Genomic DNA, 17,763 nt, shown 5'->3' on the forward strand with positions numbered 1-17,763 from the left:
AGATTACGGCAGACAGCCCGATCGACGATCGCTGATTTTCATAATATTTTCATTTTTTAAATTTACCACAGAACCCGTAAAAATGAAAGAATTATGAAAACTGGGGTAAATGGGCGATCGCCCAGCAGAATCAGTATTTTGTGAAATATCTAAAATAGTGCTAATATCTCGGCAGATCGATCGGCTCTGATGGAGAACAGCCATCAGACGCAAGGGGGAAAGTTCGGTGAAAATCCGGCGCTGTCCCGCAACTGTAATGAGATAATACTAGGATAGTTAAATCTCTGAGTCAGGATGCCCGCCGATTTGTTTACCTGTTGTTTTCATCTGCGAGGTATAGATGATGGTTAGTTCAGTATTTTTACAATTAATCTGCTGTTGTTGTCGGTTTGTCGATCGCGAATGACAAGGGAATTTTGGATTTTGTGGCAAAAGTTGGAAATTTATGCAGATCGCGTGTTATTAACATATATGCAAGCGCTGGGAAGAATTTCAACCCTCCCGGAAATCCTCAAATTTACCCAATTCCCCTCATGTCGAAGCAAAAATCAATCTCTATTTCCAAAGTAACTCGCTACCAAAATGCAGCGCTGAATTACTATTTGGGGCTGACAGATTCGCCCTATCTTCATTACGGCTATTGGAAGACTCTGCCTGTGCCTGCTGATGAACTCACCATCGGGCGGTTACGCATTGCTCAGCAAGCTTACACAGATAAATTGTTAGATTTTATCCCCAAAGAAGTCAAGACTGTGCTGGATGTAGGATGCGGGATTGGTGGAAATGCGGCTTATTTGCTCGATCGCGCTTTTGCAGTGGAAGGACTCGCGCCCGATCCGTTCCAACAACAGCGCTTTCTCAAGTGTACAGGCGATCGCGCCATCTTCCACCTCACCAAATTTGAAGACTTCCAAGCCACCCACTCCTACGATTTGGTTCTGTTTAGCGAAAGTAGCCAATATATGTCTGCTATCGATATAGCTAAAGGTGCGGCGAGTGTACTCAATCTTGGAGGCTACGTACTGCTTGCGGATATGATGCGATCTAATCCTAATTATACAGAAGGAATGTTTTCCAATTGTCATGTTGTCAAAGAGCTGGAAACTGCATTAATGCAAGCGGGGTTTAATTTAGTAAAAGCTGAGGATATTTCCACTCATATTTTACCAACAATTGACCTATATGTCGATACTTTCCGCAGGTATGGACTGAACACAATGATCTATGTTGCGGATTTAATTTCGATCGCAGTTCCGCCCATTCATAAATTCCTGCGTTGGATATTTCGTCGCTGGTTTAAGAAATTGGTGGTAGAAGGATTGGAGGCGAGTCAACTTTTTGAACAGCATCTTTGTTATGAGATTCAACTTTGGCAGTTGATCGAAAAAGATGAACGCGGTTGATTGAAAACCGGGCGGTTGAAACCGCGTCGATACAGACAAAACCCGCCTCCGCGGGTTGAAGAAAAAGCCGTTAAAATTACGTTATCTTATTCAGTCTGCGGAGGCAGACTTGCTTTGTCTAGACGCGGTTTCAACCGCCGTCTTATCTAATTATCAATATATAGCGGTTCTCAAAAAAGTGAGGTATGCCCTATGCCCTATGCCCTATGCCCTATGCCCTATGCCCTATGCCCTATGCCCAGTTGTACCTCATCTTTCTGAGAAAGGCTATATGTCTCAATCAATTCTCGAATTCGATCGCACTTCTTACTCATATCCCTGCGGTTCGCGAGTAGCAATTCAGGATTTAAGCCTCAAAATCCCCGCTGGGAAACGCTGCGGGCTAATCGGTCAAAACGGCTGTGGCAAAACCACCTTTTTTCTGTTAGCAAATGGCTTGTACCAACCGCAACAGGGCATGATTAGCTGGGAAGGTGAACCCTTCCGCTACGATCGCAAATATCTCACGCAACTGCGCCAACAAATCGGACTCGTCTTTCAAAATCCCGAACATCAATTAGTCGCTTCCACGGTAGAAGAAGATATCTCCTACGGATTGTACAACTTAGGATTGCCCGAATCTGAAATTGCTGAAAAAGTGGAAAAGGCGATCGAGCAATTCGACCTCAGTGAGCTAGCCCGCGAACCAATCCATAACCTCAGTTTAGGACAAAAAAAGCGCGTTTCGATCGCAGATATCATGGTGCTCAAGCCCAAACTGCTACTGTTAGATGAACCTACCGCCTATCTCGATCCGCGCCACACCCGACAACTGATCGGTTTGCTGCAACAAATTCATGCGGCCGGAACCACCATACTTTTAGCAAGTCACGACCTCGATTTCATCTACCGCTGGGCTGATTGGGTGTTTGTGATGGATCGCGGAAAACTGATTCTAGAAGGAACACCGGAAGCCGTTTTTGCTCAACGGGATGTCTTGGAACAATTGCAACTTGGTGTACCGCTGGCGATCGAGCTAATCGACCACATAAAGGCGATCATCGAGAAAAATGACAACTCAAAAATGCCCGCTTTCGAGGAATTGCAACAACAAATTTTAGACGCGCGCCGACGACTTTAATCTTCAACCTGCGGAGGCAGGTTTTGTCTGTATAGACGCGGTTGAAACCGCCGTGTCTTCTGGATTTAGCCTTCATTGGCGGGCAGGATGCCCACCCCACAAGAAAATTAATTTTTTGTGGAACAGGCATCTTGCCTGTTCTTCAGAATAGTGTATTAAGTGCGATCGTACCAACTTTGCAGCGCCAAGCGATGAACCTCGCGCCAACTAACATTTTTAAGTCGGGCAATTTCCGCACAATCTTCGTACTCCGGCTGCACATTAACAATCGTTTCTCCCGACTTAGCAACTTTGATTTTCACTTCGCCGTACTCAGTTTTAACCGTCTCAAATTCTCGGTGCAAAAAAGTTCTCTGTTGAGTCGATCGCCTAATGCCCAAAGTAGTAGTCTCCCGAAACATTACAGCTTCGCAAGCATCCTGAAATTCGGAATGACAAATCGCAGTTAACAGCACACCCAACCGCGATTTTTTCATCACAATAGGCGTAGTAAAAACATCCAGAGATCCGGCGATAAACAAAGCATCAAAAACATAGCCGATCGCCTGCGGACTCAAATCATCAATTTGCGTTTCCAAAACACAGACTGTTTCTTGCAAATTGGTAATGGCTAATTGATGATCAGTTAAATCTTCCCTCTTTCTTACATCCGTTAAATCCGCTACAAAATCCGCTGCCAATCTTCCTTCTCCCCTCTTTATTACATCCGTTACATCCGTTACAAAATCCGCTGCCGAACCTTCTTCCTTCTTCCCTCTTCCTTCTTCCTTCCTACCAATCCAGAGGCGCAAGATATTAGGAATTGCCAGATTTCTAGAACCCGCACCCAAACCAATAGTCAGAACCTGCATCAGCGGCGGCGGGCCAAAAGCAGAGGCGAGAGTACAAGCGATCGCAGTACCCGTAGGAGTGCACAATTCGCGATCGATCCCATTGCTATAAACAGGCACTCGGTGAGTTTCCCACAACCGCATCACAGCAGGCGTGGGCACCGCCAACCTACCATGTGCAGCCTTCACCGTACCCCCACCAGTCGGCATCGGCGAAAAGTAAAACTCGTCAATATCCAACCAATCCAAACCCAAACAAGTACCGACAATATCAACAAGTGCATCCGTAGCCCCCACCTCATGAAAATGAACCTCATTTGCTGGAATACCATGCACAGAACCTTCTGCATCTGCTAATTTGCGAAATATCTCCAAACTCCACGCTTCCACCCGCGCAGGCAACTTTGCCAAGACAATAATTTGCTCAATTTCTGGCAAGTTGCGATGATGAGTGTGGCTAATTTCTGCCTTTTCTTCGCCGTGACTGTGAGAATGTTCTTCCCCGTGATGATGGTGGTGGTGGTGCCGATTGTCGAAAGTCGGGGATTCCGTTTCCGAGGGATCGAGGGCGGAGTCAGCAGCCGGATCGTTGGATTTTAAAGGCAAATCGGCTGCTAAATCCACATAAAATTTAGTTGCTTGTTGAGTATTCCGGTGGACTAATTCTGCCCGCAATTGGTACTCAGTCGAAATGCCTAGTAAATTTAGTTTGTCAATTAGGTAGTCTAAAGGAACACCAGCATGGAGGAGAGCTCCGATACACATATCGCCAGCAATGCCGGTTGGACAGTCAAAATAAGCTATTTTATTCATTATTAGCAATTAATTTTCAACATTGATTGTTTCAGTCGATATTTCGATCGCCCACTTAGCCTGCAATATCTTAACATGGCAATTATTTACGGACTGCATCCAGTTGCACCCCAAAAAGACAGAATCGAGAAGATTGCAAAAGCTCTCAAAGATGGGGCAGTGATGCTTTATCCCACAGATACAGTTTACGCGATCGGCTGCGATCTAAACTCCAAGTCTGCCGTAGAACGAGTCAGGCGGATCAAGCAACTATCCAATGATAAGCCTTTAACATTCCTGTGTTCCTCATTGTCAAATATCACCGAATATGCTGCCGTCAGCGATCAAGCATACAGAATTATCAAGCGGTTAATCCCTGGGCCCTACACATTTGTGCTACCAGCTACCAAGTTAGTGCCCAAATTGGTAATGAGTCCAAAACGCAAAACCACCGGTATTCGCGTTCCCGACCACCCGCTTTGTTTTACACTTGTGGAAGCTTTGGGCAATCCGATTATTTCCACATCTGCTCATATTACCACTGATGATGAAGGTGCAGCACCCGTGCCGTTTGGACAAGAAGAAAGCTTTGGCAAAGCTGAATTATTTGACTCTTTTTTAAAGTTAGTAGATATCATTGTCGATGATGATTCCGATCCGGGATATCAAGTTTCTACCATTCTTGATTTGACAGAAAGCGAGCCGATTGTGGTTCGTCGCGGTTTGGGATGGGAAGCGGCCGCTGCTTGGGATAAAGATTAAAATTTGTAGGCTATTGCGATAAACTGTAGGGACACAACAATGTTCATTCATGTCAACAATTGCCTCAAACCTTTGTATCTCTGGTTAGTATCCAAGTCTAGATCCCCCTAAATCCCCCTTAAAAAGGGGGACTTTGAGAATACTCTTGTCCCCCCCTTCTTAAGGGGGGCTAGGGGGGATCTGGCCTCGGCGGTAAACAGAAGTTTATGAGTACGTTCGCAGCTAAATTGGACACAAATGAACATTGTTGTGTCCTCTATTTTCCACGATGATCTGTCAGAATCGCAAACAACAAATCTGCGGACAAAACCTAAGCTTCTACCTTAACTCCTTTCCAAAAAGCAATATATCCTGCAATATTTTTAGCAGCATCTTTTGGAGTAGGGTAGTACCAAGCAGCATCCTTATTAACTTGTCCGCCAACTTCAACACTGTAATAACTAGCAACACCTTTCCAACCGCAAGTAGTGTGAGTGCTGCTGTCCTTGAAATACTCGCGGTTGATTGCATCCGCCGGGAAATAATAGTTATTGTCTACCATTTCGCACTTATCGCTCTCGGCCAAAACGGCACCATTCCAAATTGCTTTCGGCATCGGTTTCTCTGCTTAAATTGAGATTCTCAAATATTGTAACTGTATTTGTGCTCAAAAGACCTAGAATAGGGTAGAAGTCAACAACCAATTACTGCAAATGTCAGGGTCGAATCCGCCAACATCTCTCGCGCCCTCATCCCTCGAACAATCCCTCAAACATTTCTTTGGCTATGACTCTTTCCGCCCGGGGCAGCGGGAAATTGTCGAAGCTGCTTTACAACAACGGGATATGATGATTGTCATGCCGACTGGCGGTGGCAAGTCTTTGTGCTTTCAATTACCTGCTTTATTGAAACCGGGATTGACGGTGGTGGTTTCGCCCCTGATTGCCTTAATGCAAGACCAGGTGGAAGCTTTGCAGGATAATGGCGTTGGGGCGACTTTTCTCAACAGCACTTTGAGCGCGATGGAAACCCGATCGCGCGAAACAGCAATTCTCGAAGGTAAAATTAAACTGCTGTACGTTGCGCCCGAACGCTTACTGGGTGAGAGATTTTTACCGTTTTTAGATATAGTAGCTTCTAAGTTAGGAATTTCGGCATTTGCGATCGACGAAGCCCACTGCGTTTCGGAATGGGGACACGACTTTCGACCAGAATACAGACAAATGGAGCGAGTGCGCGATCGATATCCCGACATACCAATTATGGGACTAACCGCCACCGCCACCGAGCGCGTCCGCCAAGACATCATCCAGCAGTTAACCCTGCGAAATCCCTACATCCACGTCGCCAGCTTCAACCGGCCAAATTTATACTACGAAGTCCGCCCCAAAACCAAGCACAGTTTTGCCGAAGTTGTGCAAATCATCCAAAAAAAAGGCGGTTCAGGAATCATTTACTGTCTCAGCCGCAAAAAAGTTGACGAAGTTGCCTACAAATTGCAGCAAAGCGGCATCCAAGCCCTACCATACCATGCCGGAATGAACGATGTAGATCGATCGACGAATCAAACCCGATTCATCCGCGACGACGTACAAGTAATGGTAGCAACAGTCGCCTTCGGCATGGGAATCAACAAACCAGACGTGCGATTTGTAATTCACCACGACTTACCCAAAAACCTAGAAGGATACTATCAAGAATCAGGTCGCGCCGGCAGAGACAACGAACCATCTCACTGCACCTTATTTTTCGGATTCGGCGATGTCAAAACCATCGAATACATCATCGAACAAAAACCCGACGAACAAGAACAAAGAATAGCCCGCCAACAATTACGGCGAGTAATCAACTATGCAGAATCCAGCGATTGCCGCCGCACAGTCCAGTTAAGTTATTTCGGCGATTCATTTCCCGGAAATTGCGGAAATTGCGACAACTGTTGCAACAAAAAACCAGTAGAAGACTGGACACTTGAAGCCATGAAATTTCTTTCCTGCATCGCCAGATGCCAAGAAAAATTCGGCATGAATCATATTATTGACGTGCTACGCGGCTCAAAAAATCAAAAAATATTGCAATACCAGCACAACCAACTTTCTACTTACGGCATTGGCAAAGATAGAAGTCCAGACGAGTGGAAAAGGTTAAGTCGTTCGCTGATAAATCAAGGCTTCTTAGACGAAAAAACAGACGGCTTTCCCATTTTGAAACTCAACGAAAAAAGTTGGGAAATCATGAAACGCCAGCGCACAGTTGAAATCGCCATCGAAGCGCCGCGGGAAGTACAGGGAAGAGTGCGGTCTTTAGCCGTAGAAGTAGAAGGCTTATTTTCCATATTACGAAGTCTCCGCAAACAAATTGCCGACGAACAATTTGTGCCACCTTACGTAGTTTTTGCTGATAGAAGCTTGCGAGACATGGCAGAAAAACGTCCGCAAACTCTCACCGAATTCGAGGAAGTTTACGGCGTTGGCAGCAACAAGCGCGATAAGTACGGCAAAGTTTTCTTAGAAGCAATTCGTACTTTTTGCAAAGAACAAGGATTGCCAACTAGCCCTGTATCTCCTGATGTCGTTAATCTAGCAAATTCTCCATCTTATTCCCAGATGCAAACCTGGGAATTATATCGAAAAGGTTTGACAGTTCAAGCCATAGCAAATGCGCGGGGGATGAGTCCTAATACTATTTCTGGGCATCTGGTAGAATTGATGGATATGGGCCGGGAAGTTGATATAAATTTGTTGGTGGAATCGGAAAGCCAGCAGGCTATCGTAAACGCAATTGAAGTTATTGGAGATGAAAGATTGAGAGCAATTTATGAGTTTTTGCAAGAACGTTATACGTTTGATGAGATTAAGTTTGTGCGGGCTTGGTGGCGGCAAAATTATGTCAGTTTTTAACCGCAGATGTCTGCGGATGAACGCTAATGGACGCAGATAATTGATAAATAGGAGGGGGAAATGAGAATTAAACAAGTAGCTTTTTGGGATCATGTATTAGAGTGGCGTTTTGAACCCATCTATTTTTCTAATCTTGCATTGCTAGTTGGGGTATCTGGGGTTGGCAAAACTCAAATACTTAAAGGAATTTTGCGTTTAAAAGAGATAGCGAATGGTGCTTCGTCAAACGGTTTAGCGTGGGATATCACATTTTCGACAATCAACGATGTGGAGTACCAATGGCAAGGCGAGTTTGAAACAAAAAAAGTTCCTGTCCTAATTCCAGATGAGGAAGACGAAGCCAGTAACTTTAGGATTCTTCGCGAGCATTTATCTAGAAATGGGGATACAATTATCGAAAGAAACTCTACCGAAATCAAGTTTAAAGGAAAGACAACGCCAAAATTATCACCGTTTCAAAGCGCAGTGCAAATTTTAAATCAAGAAGAAGATATCTTCCCTGTTCAGCAGGGTTTTAATAAAGTTATTTACAGTGATAACTATAGCTCTTTCAATGGAGGATTAGCGATACATCACAGGTTAATGTCAATATTTACATCAAGTAAAGTTTCATTAAAAATTAACATTTCATTGGATAGTATTAAAGGAAGTAATTTACCAATACTTCTAAAAATGGCTTTAATAGCCACCGATTATCCAGATGTGTTTGATAACATTAAACGCATATTTAGAGAGGTATTTCCTCAAGTTGAAGATGTTAAAATAGAAGCAGTAAAAGAAAATGATAGTCTATCATTTTCAGGTTATCCCGTGAAAATCAGAGAAAAAGGTGTCAATAATTGGATTTCTCAAAATAACATTTCCTCTGGAATGCTGAAAACGCTAATTCTGATTAGCGAAATCTACTTGTCGCCAGAAGGAACTGTAATTCTGATAGATGAATTTGAAAATGCTTTAGGGATTAACTGTATCGATTTTGTTACCGATTTGCTCATGGAAAATAGAAATATTCAATTTATCCTCACCAGTCATCACCCGTACATTATCAATAATATCAGCATGGAATACTGGAAAATAGTAACCCGCACAGGAGGCGTTGTCACCGTCAAGGATGCGAAAGATTTGAACTTGGGAAAATCTAGGCATCAGGCGTTTACGCAACTGATTAATCTTGAAGAATATAGCGAAGGAATCTTTGTTGAATGAATCTATATTTTTTAGTCGAAGGGATGCAATCGGAGAGAAAAGTTTATCCAGCTTGGTTAAGTCATCTATTGCCTGAATTCACACAAGTTCAGAGTTACGATGAGGTGAAAGACAAAAATTATTACCTGATTAGTGGCGAAGGATATCCATCATTATATGATTTCATTCCTCCTTCGATTGAGGAAATCAATTTAAGCGGAAAATACAACTATTTTGTAGTATGCCTTGATGCCGAGGAAAATACTGTTGCGGAACGACACGCAGAAATTTATGATTTTTTCAATCAGGAAAAACTAGAATTAAAAAATGCAGAACTTGTGCTAATTGTTCAGAATCGCTGCTTGGAAACTTGGCTGCTGGGCAATCGCAATATTTATGCAACACATTCTCAAAAGTTAATACATCCTAAAACCAAACTTTTATTAGATTATACTAAATATTATAATGTTTCAGTTGACTGTCCTGAAAAAATGGGAAAATATTTAGATTTTAATACCCATGCTCAGTTTCATGGAGCTTATTTGAAAGTGTTATTTGAAGCTAAAAACACCACATATTCTAAAAAAAGACCTGGAGATGTGCTAAAGCCATTTTATTTGGAACAGCTATTGAAAAGAATTGAAGAGAAGCCAGGGCAATTGACTACTTTTCGTGATTTTGTCGATTTTTGCAATATAGTTAAATCCAGATTGTAAGATTAAACGGCAACAATTACAGGACTTAGGCAGAACCTCTATATGTAGAACTCAATATAATCTAAATCCTCAATTTTGCTCAGCGCCGACGCAAAACCGGGTTTTTTACTAAAATGTCACGCGATCGCACCGATCGCCCACAAACCCCTTGCTAGTCGATCGAGCGATCGCCCTCTCTTGACTATCAAACAATACATCTTCAGGATATTGACAAACTTTATAAAATGTGTATTTAACTCTCAAATTTTTGTGAAACTAGCTATTTGCCGATCGCCATTCAATCAGGTAGAGTTGTACAGTCCAGACTATAATATCAAAGTGATATAAATGCTTGAATTATCAGCCCTTGGTCTGCTACAGCGGGAACCCCTGCACGGCTATCGGCTAAAGCAACAACTGGAGCTATTTATGAGCAGTTGCATCAGCGTCAACTACGGAGCGATTTACCCGCTGCTGAAGCGGTTGGAAGAGCGAGGCGAGATTTCGGTAGTTTCCGAAGTCGCCGGAGACGGCGGCAATCCGCGCAAAATCTACGGCATTACAGCCCAAGGGCGCGATCTCTGGCGACAAAAAATGCTCGAACACCATCAAGAAAGCTGGGTCAACAGTCGATCGCGCTTCCAAATCAAATTTTTCTTTTTTGGTGACTTAGAAAGCCCAGAAAGAATCAAGTTGCTCGAACACCGCTTGAGAGTTTGCTACCTGCGCCAAGACGACCTAGAGGGCCAACAAACTGAACATGACAATCCCGTTGACTCGTATCAAGCAGCATCCTGGGAAAGGTGTACGGCTACCCTCCAGTTAGAAATCGAGTGGTTGACAGAGCAACTAGCCCAAGAACAACGCGCGATCTCGGCTTGTGCGTGACTGACTCCCCAACCTCCCCTGAATCCGGCGACTCAAGTGAGAAAATCCCTCCCACTCACCCACTCAAGTGAGTCATAAGGAGGATGTCTAATCTCAGTGGCACATCATAACTTTTGAGAGATAACAAACAACTTTCCTAAAAATAATCGCGGCCCGGCTTGGCTAACTGCGATCGGACTAAAGCCAAGCACATCCCCCGATTAAAAAGACGACTTGTCCTTATTCCATTCTGTTTAAGATGGCTTGTCCTTATTCCCTAAGCTAGGTGGAGCAAAGATGCCGCCAAACTCTAGGTAAGTCAGTTGACAGTTGACAGTTGACAGTTGACAGTTGACAGCTACCTCTACCTGGAAGCAAGAGGATTGGAGTAATGAATAGTCTTCTTTTAATTTCTCCCTACAAGAGAGAGGCTTTAAACCAATTCTTTCTGATAAAAAAAATTAGTGGTGTTGATAATGAGTTATCCTAAATCCCCTGAATCCGTCGTTGAAACTGAAGACCAAAAATCTACTACACCGGAACTGCACCCAATCGATGCAGACAGCTATCAACCGCAGGATTTTGAAATTGTTGACGATCGCCCCCTCCCTGTTGCTAAACCGCGATCGCGCTGGCCCCTAATTGCCGCGCTCGCGATCGGCACAGCAGGCGCAGGTTACGGCTTGTACTCATGGCAATCTAGCCATAATCGCCCACCACAGGCAGCAGCAAATCAACCCAAAGGCATACCAGTCAAGCTGGCAGCCGTTAAAACCAGCTCAGTCCAAGATGCTTCGGAATTTGTCAGCAGCCTAGAAGCCAAGCGTTCTGTACAAATCAAACCCCAAACAGAAGGGCTAGTCACGCAGATTTTTGTCAAATCCGGGGACTCGATCGAAACAGGACAAGCCATCGCCCGGATCAAAAGCGACAGCGCCCAAGCTCAATTAAGACAATCCCAAGCCAGCCTGCTCGCCGCTCGATCGCGCTTAGCCGAATTGCAAGCCGGAACCAGGCCAGAAGAAATCGCCCAAGCTCAAGCCCAGGTAGCCCAAGCCCAAGCCAACCTAGCTCAACTGCGATCGGGCAATCGCCCAGAAGAAGTTGGCCAAGGCCAAGCCCGCGTCGCCCAAGCCCAAGCCAACCTAGCCGATGCCCAAAGCGGAACTCTGTTAGAAGACATCGCCCAAGCCAGAGCCCAAATAGAGGCAAGCAAAGCCGAAGCACAGTTAGCCAGCCAGCAGTTGGCCAGATATCAAGCATTGGCAAAAGAAGGCGCAGAGTCACAAAACACCCTCCAGCAATACATCCAAAAACAAACCAGCGCCCAAGCCAACCTCCGAGAAGCTCAAAGGCGGTTGGATCAGCGCCAAAAAAACAGGCAAACCCAGATCCAGCAGCGCACAGCAGCCTTGCAACAGCAGCAGCAAGCCTTGCGGCAATTGCAAAACGGTGCGCGCCCAGAAGAAATAGCCAAAGCCGAAGCCGAAGTCGCACAAGCCAAGAGCAAATTAGCCCAGTTAGCCAACGGCACTCGCCAAGAGCAGATAGATCAAGCCGAAGCGCAAGTTGCCCAAGCTCAAGCCCAAGTGCGCGGCTTTGAAATACAACTGCAAGAAACTGCTGTCACCGCGCCCTTCGCCGGAGTCATCGGCGACATACCTGTGAAAGTGGGTGATTACTTGAAAACAGGTGACCCGATCGCCACTTTGACAGAGAACAAATTGCTCGACTTGCGGTTATCAATTCCTTTAGAGCGTCAGCCTCAATTACGCTTGGGGCTGCCCGTAGAAATGCTGGATAATCAAGGCAAGGCGATCGCGAGCGGTCAAATCAGTTTCATCTCCCCAAACGTCAGCGCCAATTCCCAAACAATCTTAGCTAAAGCCACCTTTCCCAATCCCAGCGGCGAACTGCTCAACCTGCAATTTGTCAAAGCCAAAGTCATCTGGCAAGAAAAGCCGGGAATTTTAGTTCCCGTCATCGCAGTCACTCGCTTGGGCGGGCAAACGTTTGTCTTCACAGCTCAAAAACCGGAACAGCCAAAACCTGGAATGCCACCTTTAATCGCGCGGCAAAAACCAGTGAAATTGGGAACCATTCAGGGGAACAATTATCAAGTTATCGAAGGTTTGCAAGCCGGAGAAAAAGTGATTGTAGCAGGCATTCTCAACTTGACTGACGGCGCTCCAGTTACTGCTCAAGAGCAAGCTGTTGGGGAAGGGGGAAAATTACCAGTGGGAGGGAAAAATTAATTTCTGCATCAGGATTTACAGAATTTTGAAGATTAATAGGATTGAATTGAAGATGACTAAAATTAATCCTGTTCATCCTTTAATCCTTAAATCCCAATCGCTTGTATGGGCGGGTTTAGCTAATAATCTATGAGATCAGCCCGAAGATGAAGGCAAAACCCGCCCGACCCATTTAATGTTTATTTGTACCCACCTACTTACCAATTACCAATTACCAATTACCAATTACCAATTACCAATTACCAATTACCAATTACCAATTACCAATTACCCAAATAATGTTTGCAGATTTCTTTATCAAACGGCCTGTCTTTGCGAGCGTCTGCGCCTTAATTATCATTTTGGTAGGCGCAATCAGCATTCCCACATTGCCGATCGAACGCTTCCCGGACATCAGCCCCACCCAAATCAACGTCACAGCCAACTATAGCGGTGCCAATGCTGAAGTTGTCGAAAATGCGGTAACAAACATCCTAGAAAGGCAAATCAACGGCATTGAAGGACTGAAATATCTAACTTCCAGTAGCACTAACAGTGGAACCAGCACCATTACAGCCACCTTTGATACTTCCCGCAACAAAGATATCGCCGCCGTCGATGTGCAAAATCGAGTTGCAGTCGCTCAACCACAACTCCCAGATGCCGTACAACGCACAGGAGTTACAGTTACAAAACAATCTAACAGCCTGCTGCTGGCTATAGGATTATTCACCGAAAACAAAGAATACGACACCATATTTTTAAGCAACTACGCCGACCTCTATTTAGCAGATACTTTAAAAAGAGTAAAAGGCGTGGGCGACGTGCGAATTTTTGGGGAAAGACGCTATGCTATGCGCCTGTGGATCGACCCCAATAAATTAGCGGCTCGTAATCTAACAATGCAAGATGTAACAAGAGCAATTAACGAACAAAACTTGCAAGTTGGTGTAGGAAGAATTGGTCAAGAACCCGCCCCAGAAGGGCAAATGTATCAGATTGATTTAAGTGCAGAAAGCCGTCTCAAAAGCCCCACAGAATTTGAAGAAATTGTTATTAAAAACGAAACAAATGGAACTTTAGTTAAGTTAAAAGATGTTGGTAGAGCCGAATTAGGAGCAGAAAATTATAACTCTTTTCTGCGATTTCGAGGTAAGGACGCGGTGGGTTTAGGAATTTACCAATTGCCCGGAAGTAATGCTCTAAATGTTGCCAATTCCGTCAAAACAGAAATGGCAAGATTAGCTAAAAACTTCCCTCCAGGGGTGATACATAGAACCGCACTAGATACGACTCAATTTGTCCAAGAGTCAATGGCAGAAGTAATCAAAACTCTGTTTGAAGCAGTCTTGCTAGTGGTAATAGTAATTTTTGTTTTCCTGCAAGATTGGCGCACTACGATTATTCCCACCATCACAATTCCCATTTCCTTGATTGGGACATTTGCCTTTATCAAAGCATTCGGCTTTACGATTAACAGTTTGTCTCTATTTGGTCTTACCTTAGCAACAGGTTTAGTGGTTGATGACGCGATCATCGTAGTCGAAAATATTGACCGCCTAGTCCGCCAAGGTATGAATGCCCGCCAAGCAGCTTCCGAGTCAATGCGGGAACTTTTTAGTGCTGTAATTGCCACTTCCTTAGTATTGATGGCCGTGTTCATACCCGTGGCATTTTTCCCTGGGACAACGGGAGCACTCTATAAACAATTTGCCCTGACAATTGCTTTTTCAGTGCTCATTTCTACCTTTATGGCGGTTACTCTTACTCCCTCACTTGCCGCTATATTACTGCGCCCAGGTAAGAAGTTTGGCGGCCCGTTGGGTTGGGTGTTTAACCGGATTAATATTTTTCTGGATTGGATGCAAAAGAAATATAGAGATTCCTTAATATTCTTAACCCGATTTAAAACCGTTGTCACCCTGTTGTTTATTGCTTCTCTGGGATTCACAGCTTGGCTTTATTTATCAGTACCGACTGCATTTATCCCAGAGGAAGACCAGGGCTATTTTCTGACAATTATTCAAGGGCCTCAAGGCGTTTCGCTGCAATACACTCAGCAGGTGATGGACGAAGTTGAAAAAGAAATCCTCAAAGTTCCTGAAGTTGTGGGGACTTTTTCTGTAGGTGGCTTTGGTTTTAGTGGTAACAGTTCCAATCAGGGGATTATATTTACTACCCTTAAACCCTGGAAAGAACGTCTCGGAGAAGAGCAAACTGTACAGGCGATTATTGGTCAATTGCGGGGTAAGTTTTTCGCGATTCCAGAAGCTAGAATTTTCCCTGTGAATCCGCCGGCTATTCAAGGTTTAGGTCAATTTGGAGGTTTCCAATTTCAATTGCAAGACCGCAAAGGTAACAGCGGTTTAGATTCTCTGGTTGAGGCGATGGGTGGAATTTTAAAGCAGGCGAATCAGACGCCGGGATTGCAAGCGGTATTTAGTACGTTTGCTGCGAATACGCCTCAGTTAATTGTGGAAGTTGACCGCAATCGAGCTAAGGCTCTAGATATTCCCATTAATGATGTTTTCAGTACGTTACAAACGGCTCTGGGCTCTCAGTATGTGAATGATTTTAATCTACAGCAGCGCAATTATCGGGTGTATGTTCAGGCGGATAAACAGTTTCGTGATAACCCTGAAGATATTAGTAAGTTGTATGTCCGCTCTGGAAAGAATGAAATGATTTCTTTGAGCAATTTGGTGAAGATAACTCCGGTGGTGGGAGCGCAAACTGTTAACCACTACAATTTATATAGGTCAATTGAAATTAGTGGCTCTCCGGCTCCGGGATCGAGTTCTGGACAGGCGCTAAAATCGATGGAAAAGGTGTCGGCTCAAGTTTTGCCGTCGGGTTTTGGGTATGAATGGTCGGGGAGTTCTTTAGAAGAAATTGAGTCTGGGGGTCAAGCGCCGATTATTTTTGGTTTGGGGCTGGTTTTTGTGTTCTTGGTTTTGGCGGCTCAGTACGAGAATTATGTCGATCCTTTCATTATTTTGCTGGCGGTTCCTCTGGCGATTTTAGGTGCACTTTTAGCTCAGTCGTTGCGGGGTTTGGCGAATGATGTTTATTGCCAGATTGGTTTGGTGATGTTGATTGGGTTGGCTAGTAAAAACGCGATTTTAATCGTGGAGTTTGCTAATCAGTTGCGGGAGCGGGGATATCCAATTGCTAAGGCGGCAGTTGAGGCGGCTCAAGAGCGTTTGCGACCGATTTTGATGACTTCTTTATCATTTATTTTGGGGATTGCTCCCCTAATTAACCCGGAAGGTGCGGGGGCGGCAAGTCGCCGATCGCTGGGGAATGCGATCGCGGGCGGGATGGTTGTTTCTACGTTCTTGAGTTTGTTTATGGTGCCGGTGCTGTATGTGGTGGTTGTCTCGGCTCGCGATCGCTTTACGAAACGCGATCGCCCGCAAAATCCGCCCCATGATGACACAAATTTGGACGGGAAAACGGCTCCTCGCGAGGAGGTTGAACGCGATCCAGTAGCGCCACTTTAACCGCCCGATCGGCCATGAGAGGAGTGTTCCAAAGGGTGAATGGAATCAGGCAACAAACAAACGCTACTTTTCCTTTCACACTTGGCAAGAATTGGCAGATTTAGCTAATAATTGCGCTCTGGTAGGATTGTCAAATTGTGAAACTTAAAGATAAACTAGAAATTAAAAAGTACCTTAAATCATGCAAATTACGATCGACCTTCCCGACAATCTCCCCCTGACTGAAGCCGATGTGAGGATAGAATTGGCGATCGTACTTTATCAGCACCACAGCCATCGCGACTAAAGCATTTAAGTGCGATCGGGCGTCATTTTCAAGTTTTATGGTTTAGCTTGTGGTTCCCACTTACAGATAGACTCTGGCTTGAGAGGACAAGTCTTGGGTGCGATAGAGTTTCCGCTGAGGGAAAGCAGATTCAGGTTAGTCAAAGATGCTAGTGGTTTGATGTCCTCGATTTGATTGTTGGTGAGACTGAGCTGTCTCAGGTTAGTCAAGGATGCTAGCGGTTTGATGTCGCTGATTTGATTGTTGGTGAGACTGAGCTCACTCAGGTTAGTCAAGGATGCTAGCGGTTTGATATCGCCAATAGTATTGTTGTCGAGTTTGAGCTGAATCAGGTTAGTCAAAGATGGTAGCGGTTTGATATCGCTGATTTGATTGTTGTCGAGCCAGAGCCAACCCAGTTTAGTCAAAGATGCTAGCGGTTTGATGTCGCTGATTCGATTGTGGCTGAGGTGGAGCCAAATCAGTTTAGTCAAGGATGCTAGCGGTTTGATGTCCCTGATTTGATTGTTGCTGAGGCTGATCTCAGTCAGGTTAGTCGTCAAAGATGCTAGCGGTTTGGTGTCGCCAATAGTATTGTTGTCGAGTTCGAGCCGAATTAGATTAGTTAAGGATGCTAGCGGTTGGATATCGCTGATTTGATTGTTGCTGAGGTCGAGCCGAACCAGTTTAGTCAACGATTCTAGTGGTTTGATATCGCTGATTTTATTGTTGCTGAGACTGAGCTCACTCAGGTTAGTCAAGGATGCTAGCGGTTTGATGTCGCTGATAGGATTGTTGTTGACACGAAGACTCTGAATGTTAGTCAAAGATTGTAAGGGCTTGAGGTCGCTGATTTGATTGTTGCTGAGGCTGAGCTCACTCAGGTTAGTCAAGGATGCTAGTGGTTTGATGTCGCTGATAGGATTGTTGTTGAGGCTGAGTGAAATCAAGTTAGTCAAGGATGCTAGCGGTTTGATGTCGCTGATAGGATTGTTGCTGAGGCCGAGCCGTCTCAGGTTAGCCAAGGATGCTAGCGGTTTGATATCGCTGATAGGATTGTTACTGAGGGCGAGCTGTCTCAGGTTAGTCAAGGATGCTAGCGGTTGGATATCGCTGATTTTATTTTCGCCGAGGGAGAGCGTATTCAGTTTACTGTAGTTTAGACTAAATAAAGATGAGAACGGTGGCAAAAGAAGAACTAGAGCCACCGCGCCGGGAGAGAATGAGG

General features: G+C 44.7%; 14 protein-coding genes and 1 riboswitch. Of the genes, 9 read left to right on the forward strand and 5 right to left on the reverse strand.

Annotation, left to right across the window (positions count from 1 at the left end; translation table 11 throughout):
* Window positions 1–3: 3 nt before the first annotated feature.
* Window positions 4–204: a hypothetical protein gene (locus QUB66_RS23965; protein ID WP_332969954.1), complete on the reverse strand. Its 201-nt coding sequence runs from the start codon at window positions 202–204 to the stop codon at window positions 4–6.
* Window positions 165–320: riboswitch (cobalamin riboswitch) on the forward strand. Its footprint overlaps the gene before it by 40 nt.
* 213 nt (window positions 321–533) lie before the next feature.
* On the opposite strand from QUB66_RS23965, the gene QUB66_RS23970 reads away from it, so the two are divergent.
* Together QUB66_RS23970 and QUB66_RS23975 are read left to right on the forward strand one after the other, a co-directional pair.
* Window positions 534–1,403 (forward strand): class I SAM-dependent methyltransferase, encoded by an 870-nt coding sequence (locus tag QUB66_RS23970; protein ID WP_332969953.1) that lies wholly within the window; start codon window positions 534–536, stop codon window positions 1,401–1,403.
* A gap of 271 nt (window positions 1,404–1,674) precedes the next feature.
* A complete protein-coding gene (locus QUB66_RS23975) occupies window positions 1,675–2,523 on the forward strand; it encodes an energy-coupling factor ABC transporter ATP-binding protein (protein WP_332969952.1) in 849 nt (282 codons plus the stop codon).
* A 155-nt stretch (window positions 2,524–2,678) separates the two neighbouring features.
* Here QUB66_RS23975 and larC read toward each other — a convergent pair whose 3' ends face one another.
* Complete coding sequence (gene larC, locus QUB66_RS23980) at window positions 2,679–4,166, reverse strand: nickel pincer cofactor biosynthesis protein LarC (protein ID WP_332969951.1); 1,488 nt, start codon at window positions 4,164–4,166, stop codon at window positions 2,679–2,681.
* Between the two features lie 75 nt (window positions 4,167–4,241).
* On the opposite strand from larC, the gene QUB66_RS23985 reads away from it, so the two are divergent.
* Entirely contained in the window at window positions 4,242–4,907 is a 666-nt protein-coding gene (locus QUB66_RS23985) for an L-threonylcarbamoyladenylate synthase (RefSeq protein ID WP_332969950.1), read from the forward strand.
* Window positions 4,908–5,217: 310 nt separating this feature from the next.
* Here the strand turns inward: QUB66_RS23985 and QUB66_RS23990 are convergent, their stop codons facing one another.
* On the reverse strand, window positions 5,218–5,502 hold the full coding sequence (locus tag QUB66_RS23990; RefSeq protein WP_190656114.1) for a DUF427 domain-containing protein: 285 nt from the start codon (window positions 5,500–5,502) through the stop codon (window positions 5,218–5,220).
* A 97-nt stretch (window positions 5,503–5,599) separates the two neighbouring features.
* On the opposite strand from QUB66_RS23990, the gene recQ reads away from it, so the two are divergent.
* Genes recQ through QUB66_RS24005 form a run of 3 tightly spaced genes read left to right on the forward strand, consistent with a single transcriptional unit; the run spans window position 5,600 to window position 9,687 of the window.
* Window positions 5,600–7,786 (forward strand): DNA helicase RecQ, encoded by a 2,187-nt coding sequence (gene recQ, locus QUB66_RS23995; RefSeq protein WP_332969949.1) that lies wholly within the window; start codon window positions 5,600–5,602, stop codon window positions 7,784–7,786.
* A gap of 60 nt (window positions 7,787–7,846) precedes the next feature.
* Window positions 7,847–8,992: an AAA family ATPase gene (locus QUB66_RS24000; protein ID WP_265237376.1), complete on the forward strand. Its 1,146-nt coding sequence runs from the start codon at window positions 7,847–7,849 to the stop codon at window positions 8,990–8,992.
* On the forward strand, window positions 8,989–9,687 hold the full coding sequence (locus tag QUB66_RS24005; protein WP_265237378.1) for a hypothetical protein: 699 nt from the start codon (window positions 8,989–8,991) through the stop codon (window positions 9,685–9,687). The genes QUB66_RS24000 and QUB66_RS24005 overlap by 4 nt, the downstream gene beginning before the upstream one ends.
* 108 nt (window positions 9,688–9,795) lie before the next feature.
* On the opposite strand, the gene QUB66_RS24010 is transcribed toward QUB66_RS24005, so the two are convergent.
* Window positions 9,796–9,930 (reverse strand): hypothetical protein, encoded by a 135-nt coding sequence (locus QUB66_RS24010; protein ID WP_265237380.1) that lies wholly within the window; start codon window positions 9,928–9,930, stop codon window positions 9,796–9,798.
* Window positions 9,931–10,014: 84 nt separating this feature from the next.
* Between QUB66_RS24010 and QUB66_RS24015 the strand changes: the two genes are divergently transcribed.
* The 3 genes from QUB66_RS24015 (at window position 10,015) to QUB66_RS24025 (ending at window position 16,270) form a co-directional block, all read left to right on the forward strand.
* Window positions 10,015–10,554 (forward strand): PadR family transcriptional regulator, encoded by a 540-nt coding sequence (locus tag QUB66_RS24015; protein ID WP_265237381.1) that lies wholly within the window; start codon window positions 10,015–10,017, stop codon window positions 10,552–10,554.
* A 455-nt stretch (window positions 10,555–11,009) separates the two neighbouring features.
* On the forward strand, window positions 11,010–12,788 hold the full coding sequence (locus QUB66_RS24020; RefSeq protein WP_332969948.1) for an efflux RND transporter periplasmic adaptor subunit: 1,779 nt from the start codon (window positions 11,010–11,012) through the stop codon (window positions 12,786–12,788).
* A gap of 278 nt (window positions 12,789–13,066) precedes the next feature.
* Complete coding sequence (locus QUB66_RS24025) at window positions 13,067–16,270, forward strand: efflux RND transporter permease subunit (protein ID WP_332969947.1); 3,204 nt, start codon at window positions 13,067–13,069, stop codon at window positions 16,268–16,270.
* A 321-nt stretch (window positions 16,271–16,591) separates the two neighbouring features.
* Here the strand turns inward: QUB66_RS24025 and QUB66_RS24030 are convergent.
* Window positions 16,592–17,763 (reverse strand): leucine-rich repeat domain-containing protein (locus QUB66_RS24030; protein WP_332969946.1); only part of this gene is annotated, 1,172 nt, incomplete at its 5' end.

The sequence above is a fragment of the Microcoleus sp. A2-C3 genome, assembly GCF_036706065.1.
In the GTDB taxonomy this organism is placed as follows: Bacteria; Cyanobacteriota; Cyanobacteriia; order Cyanobacteriales; family Microcoleaceae; genus Microcoleus.

What these genes read in the sequence shown, in the direction of transcription:
- QUB66_RS24015 (WP_265237381.1), top strand. Translation starts at nt 10,015, where the DNA reads ATGCTTGAATTATCAGCCCTTGGTCTGCTACAGCGGGAACCCCTGCAC.
- QUB66_RS24000 (WP_265237376.1), top strand. Translation starts at nt 7,847, where the DNA reads ATGAGAATTAAACAAGTAGCTTTTTGGGATCATGTATTAGAGTGGCGT.
- recQ (WP_332969949.1), top strand. Translation starts at nt 5,600, where the DNA reads ATGTCAGGGTCGAATCCGCCAACATCTCTCGCGCCCTCATCCCTCGAA.
- QUB66_RS23985 (WP_332969950.1), top strand. Translation starts at nt 4,242, where the DNA reads ATGGCAATTATTTACGGACTGCATCCAGTTGCACCCCAAAAAGACAGA.
- QUB66_RS24005 (WP_265237378.1), top strand. Translation starts at nt 8,989, where the DNA reads ATGAATCTATATTTTTTAGTCGAAGGGATGCAATCGGAGAGAAAAGTT.
- QUB66_RS23970 (WP_332969953.1), top strand. Translation starts at nt 534, where the DNA reads ATGTCGAAGCAAAAATCAATCTCTATTTCCAAAGTAACTCGCTACCAA.
- QUB66_RS24020 (WP_332969948.1), top strand. Translation starts at nt 11,010, where the DNA reads ATGAGTTATCCTAAATCCCCTGAATCCGTCGTTGAAACTGAAGACCAA.
- larC (WP_332969951.1), bottom strand. Translation starts at nt 4,166, where the DNA reads ATGAATAAAATAGCTTATTTTGACTGTCCAACCGGCATTGCTGGCGAT.
- QUB66_RS23990 (WP_190656114.1), bottom strand. Translation starts at nt 5,502, where the DNA reads ATGCCGAAAGCAATTTGGAATGGTGCCGTTTTGGCCGAGAGCGATAAG.
- QUB66_RS23965 (WP_332969954.1), bottom strand. Translation starts at nt 204, where the DNA reads ATGGCTGTTCTCCATCAGAGCCGATCGATCTGCCGAGATATTAGCACT.
- QUB66_RS24025 (WP_332969947.1), top strand. Translation starts at nt 13,067, where the DNA reads ATGTTTGCAGATTTCTTTATCAAACGGCCTGTCTTTGCGAGCGTCTGC.
- QUB66_RS23975 (WP_332969952.1), top strand. Translation starts at nt 1,675, where the DNA reads ATGTCTCAATCAATTCTCGAATTCGATCGCACTTCTTACTCATATCCC.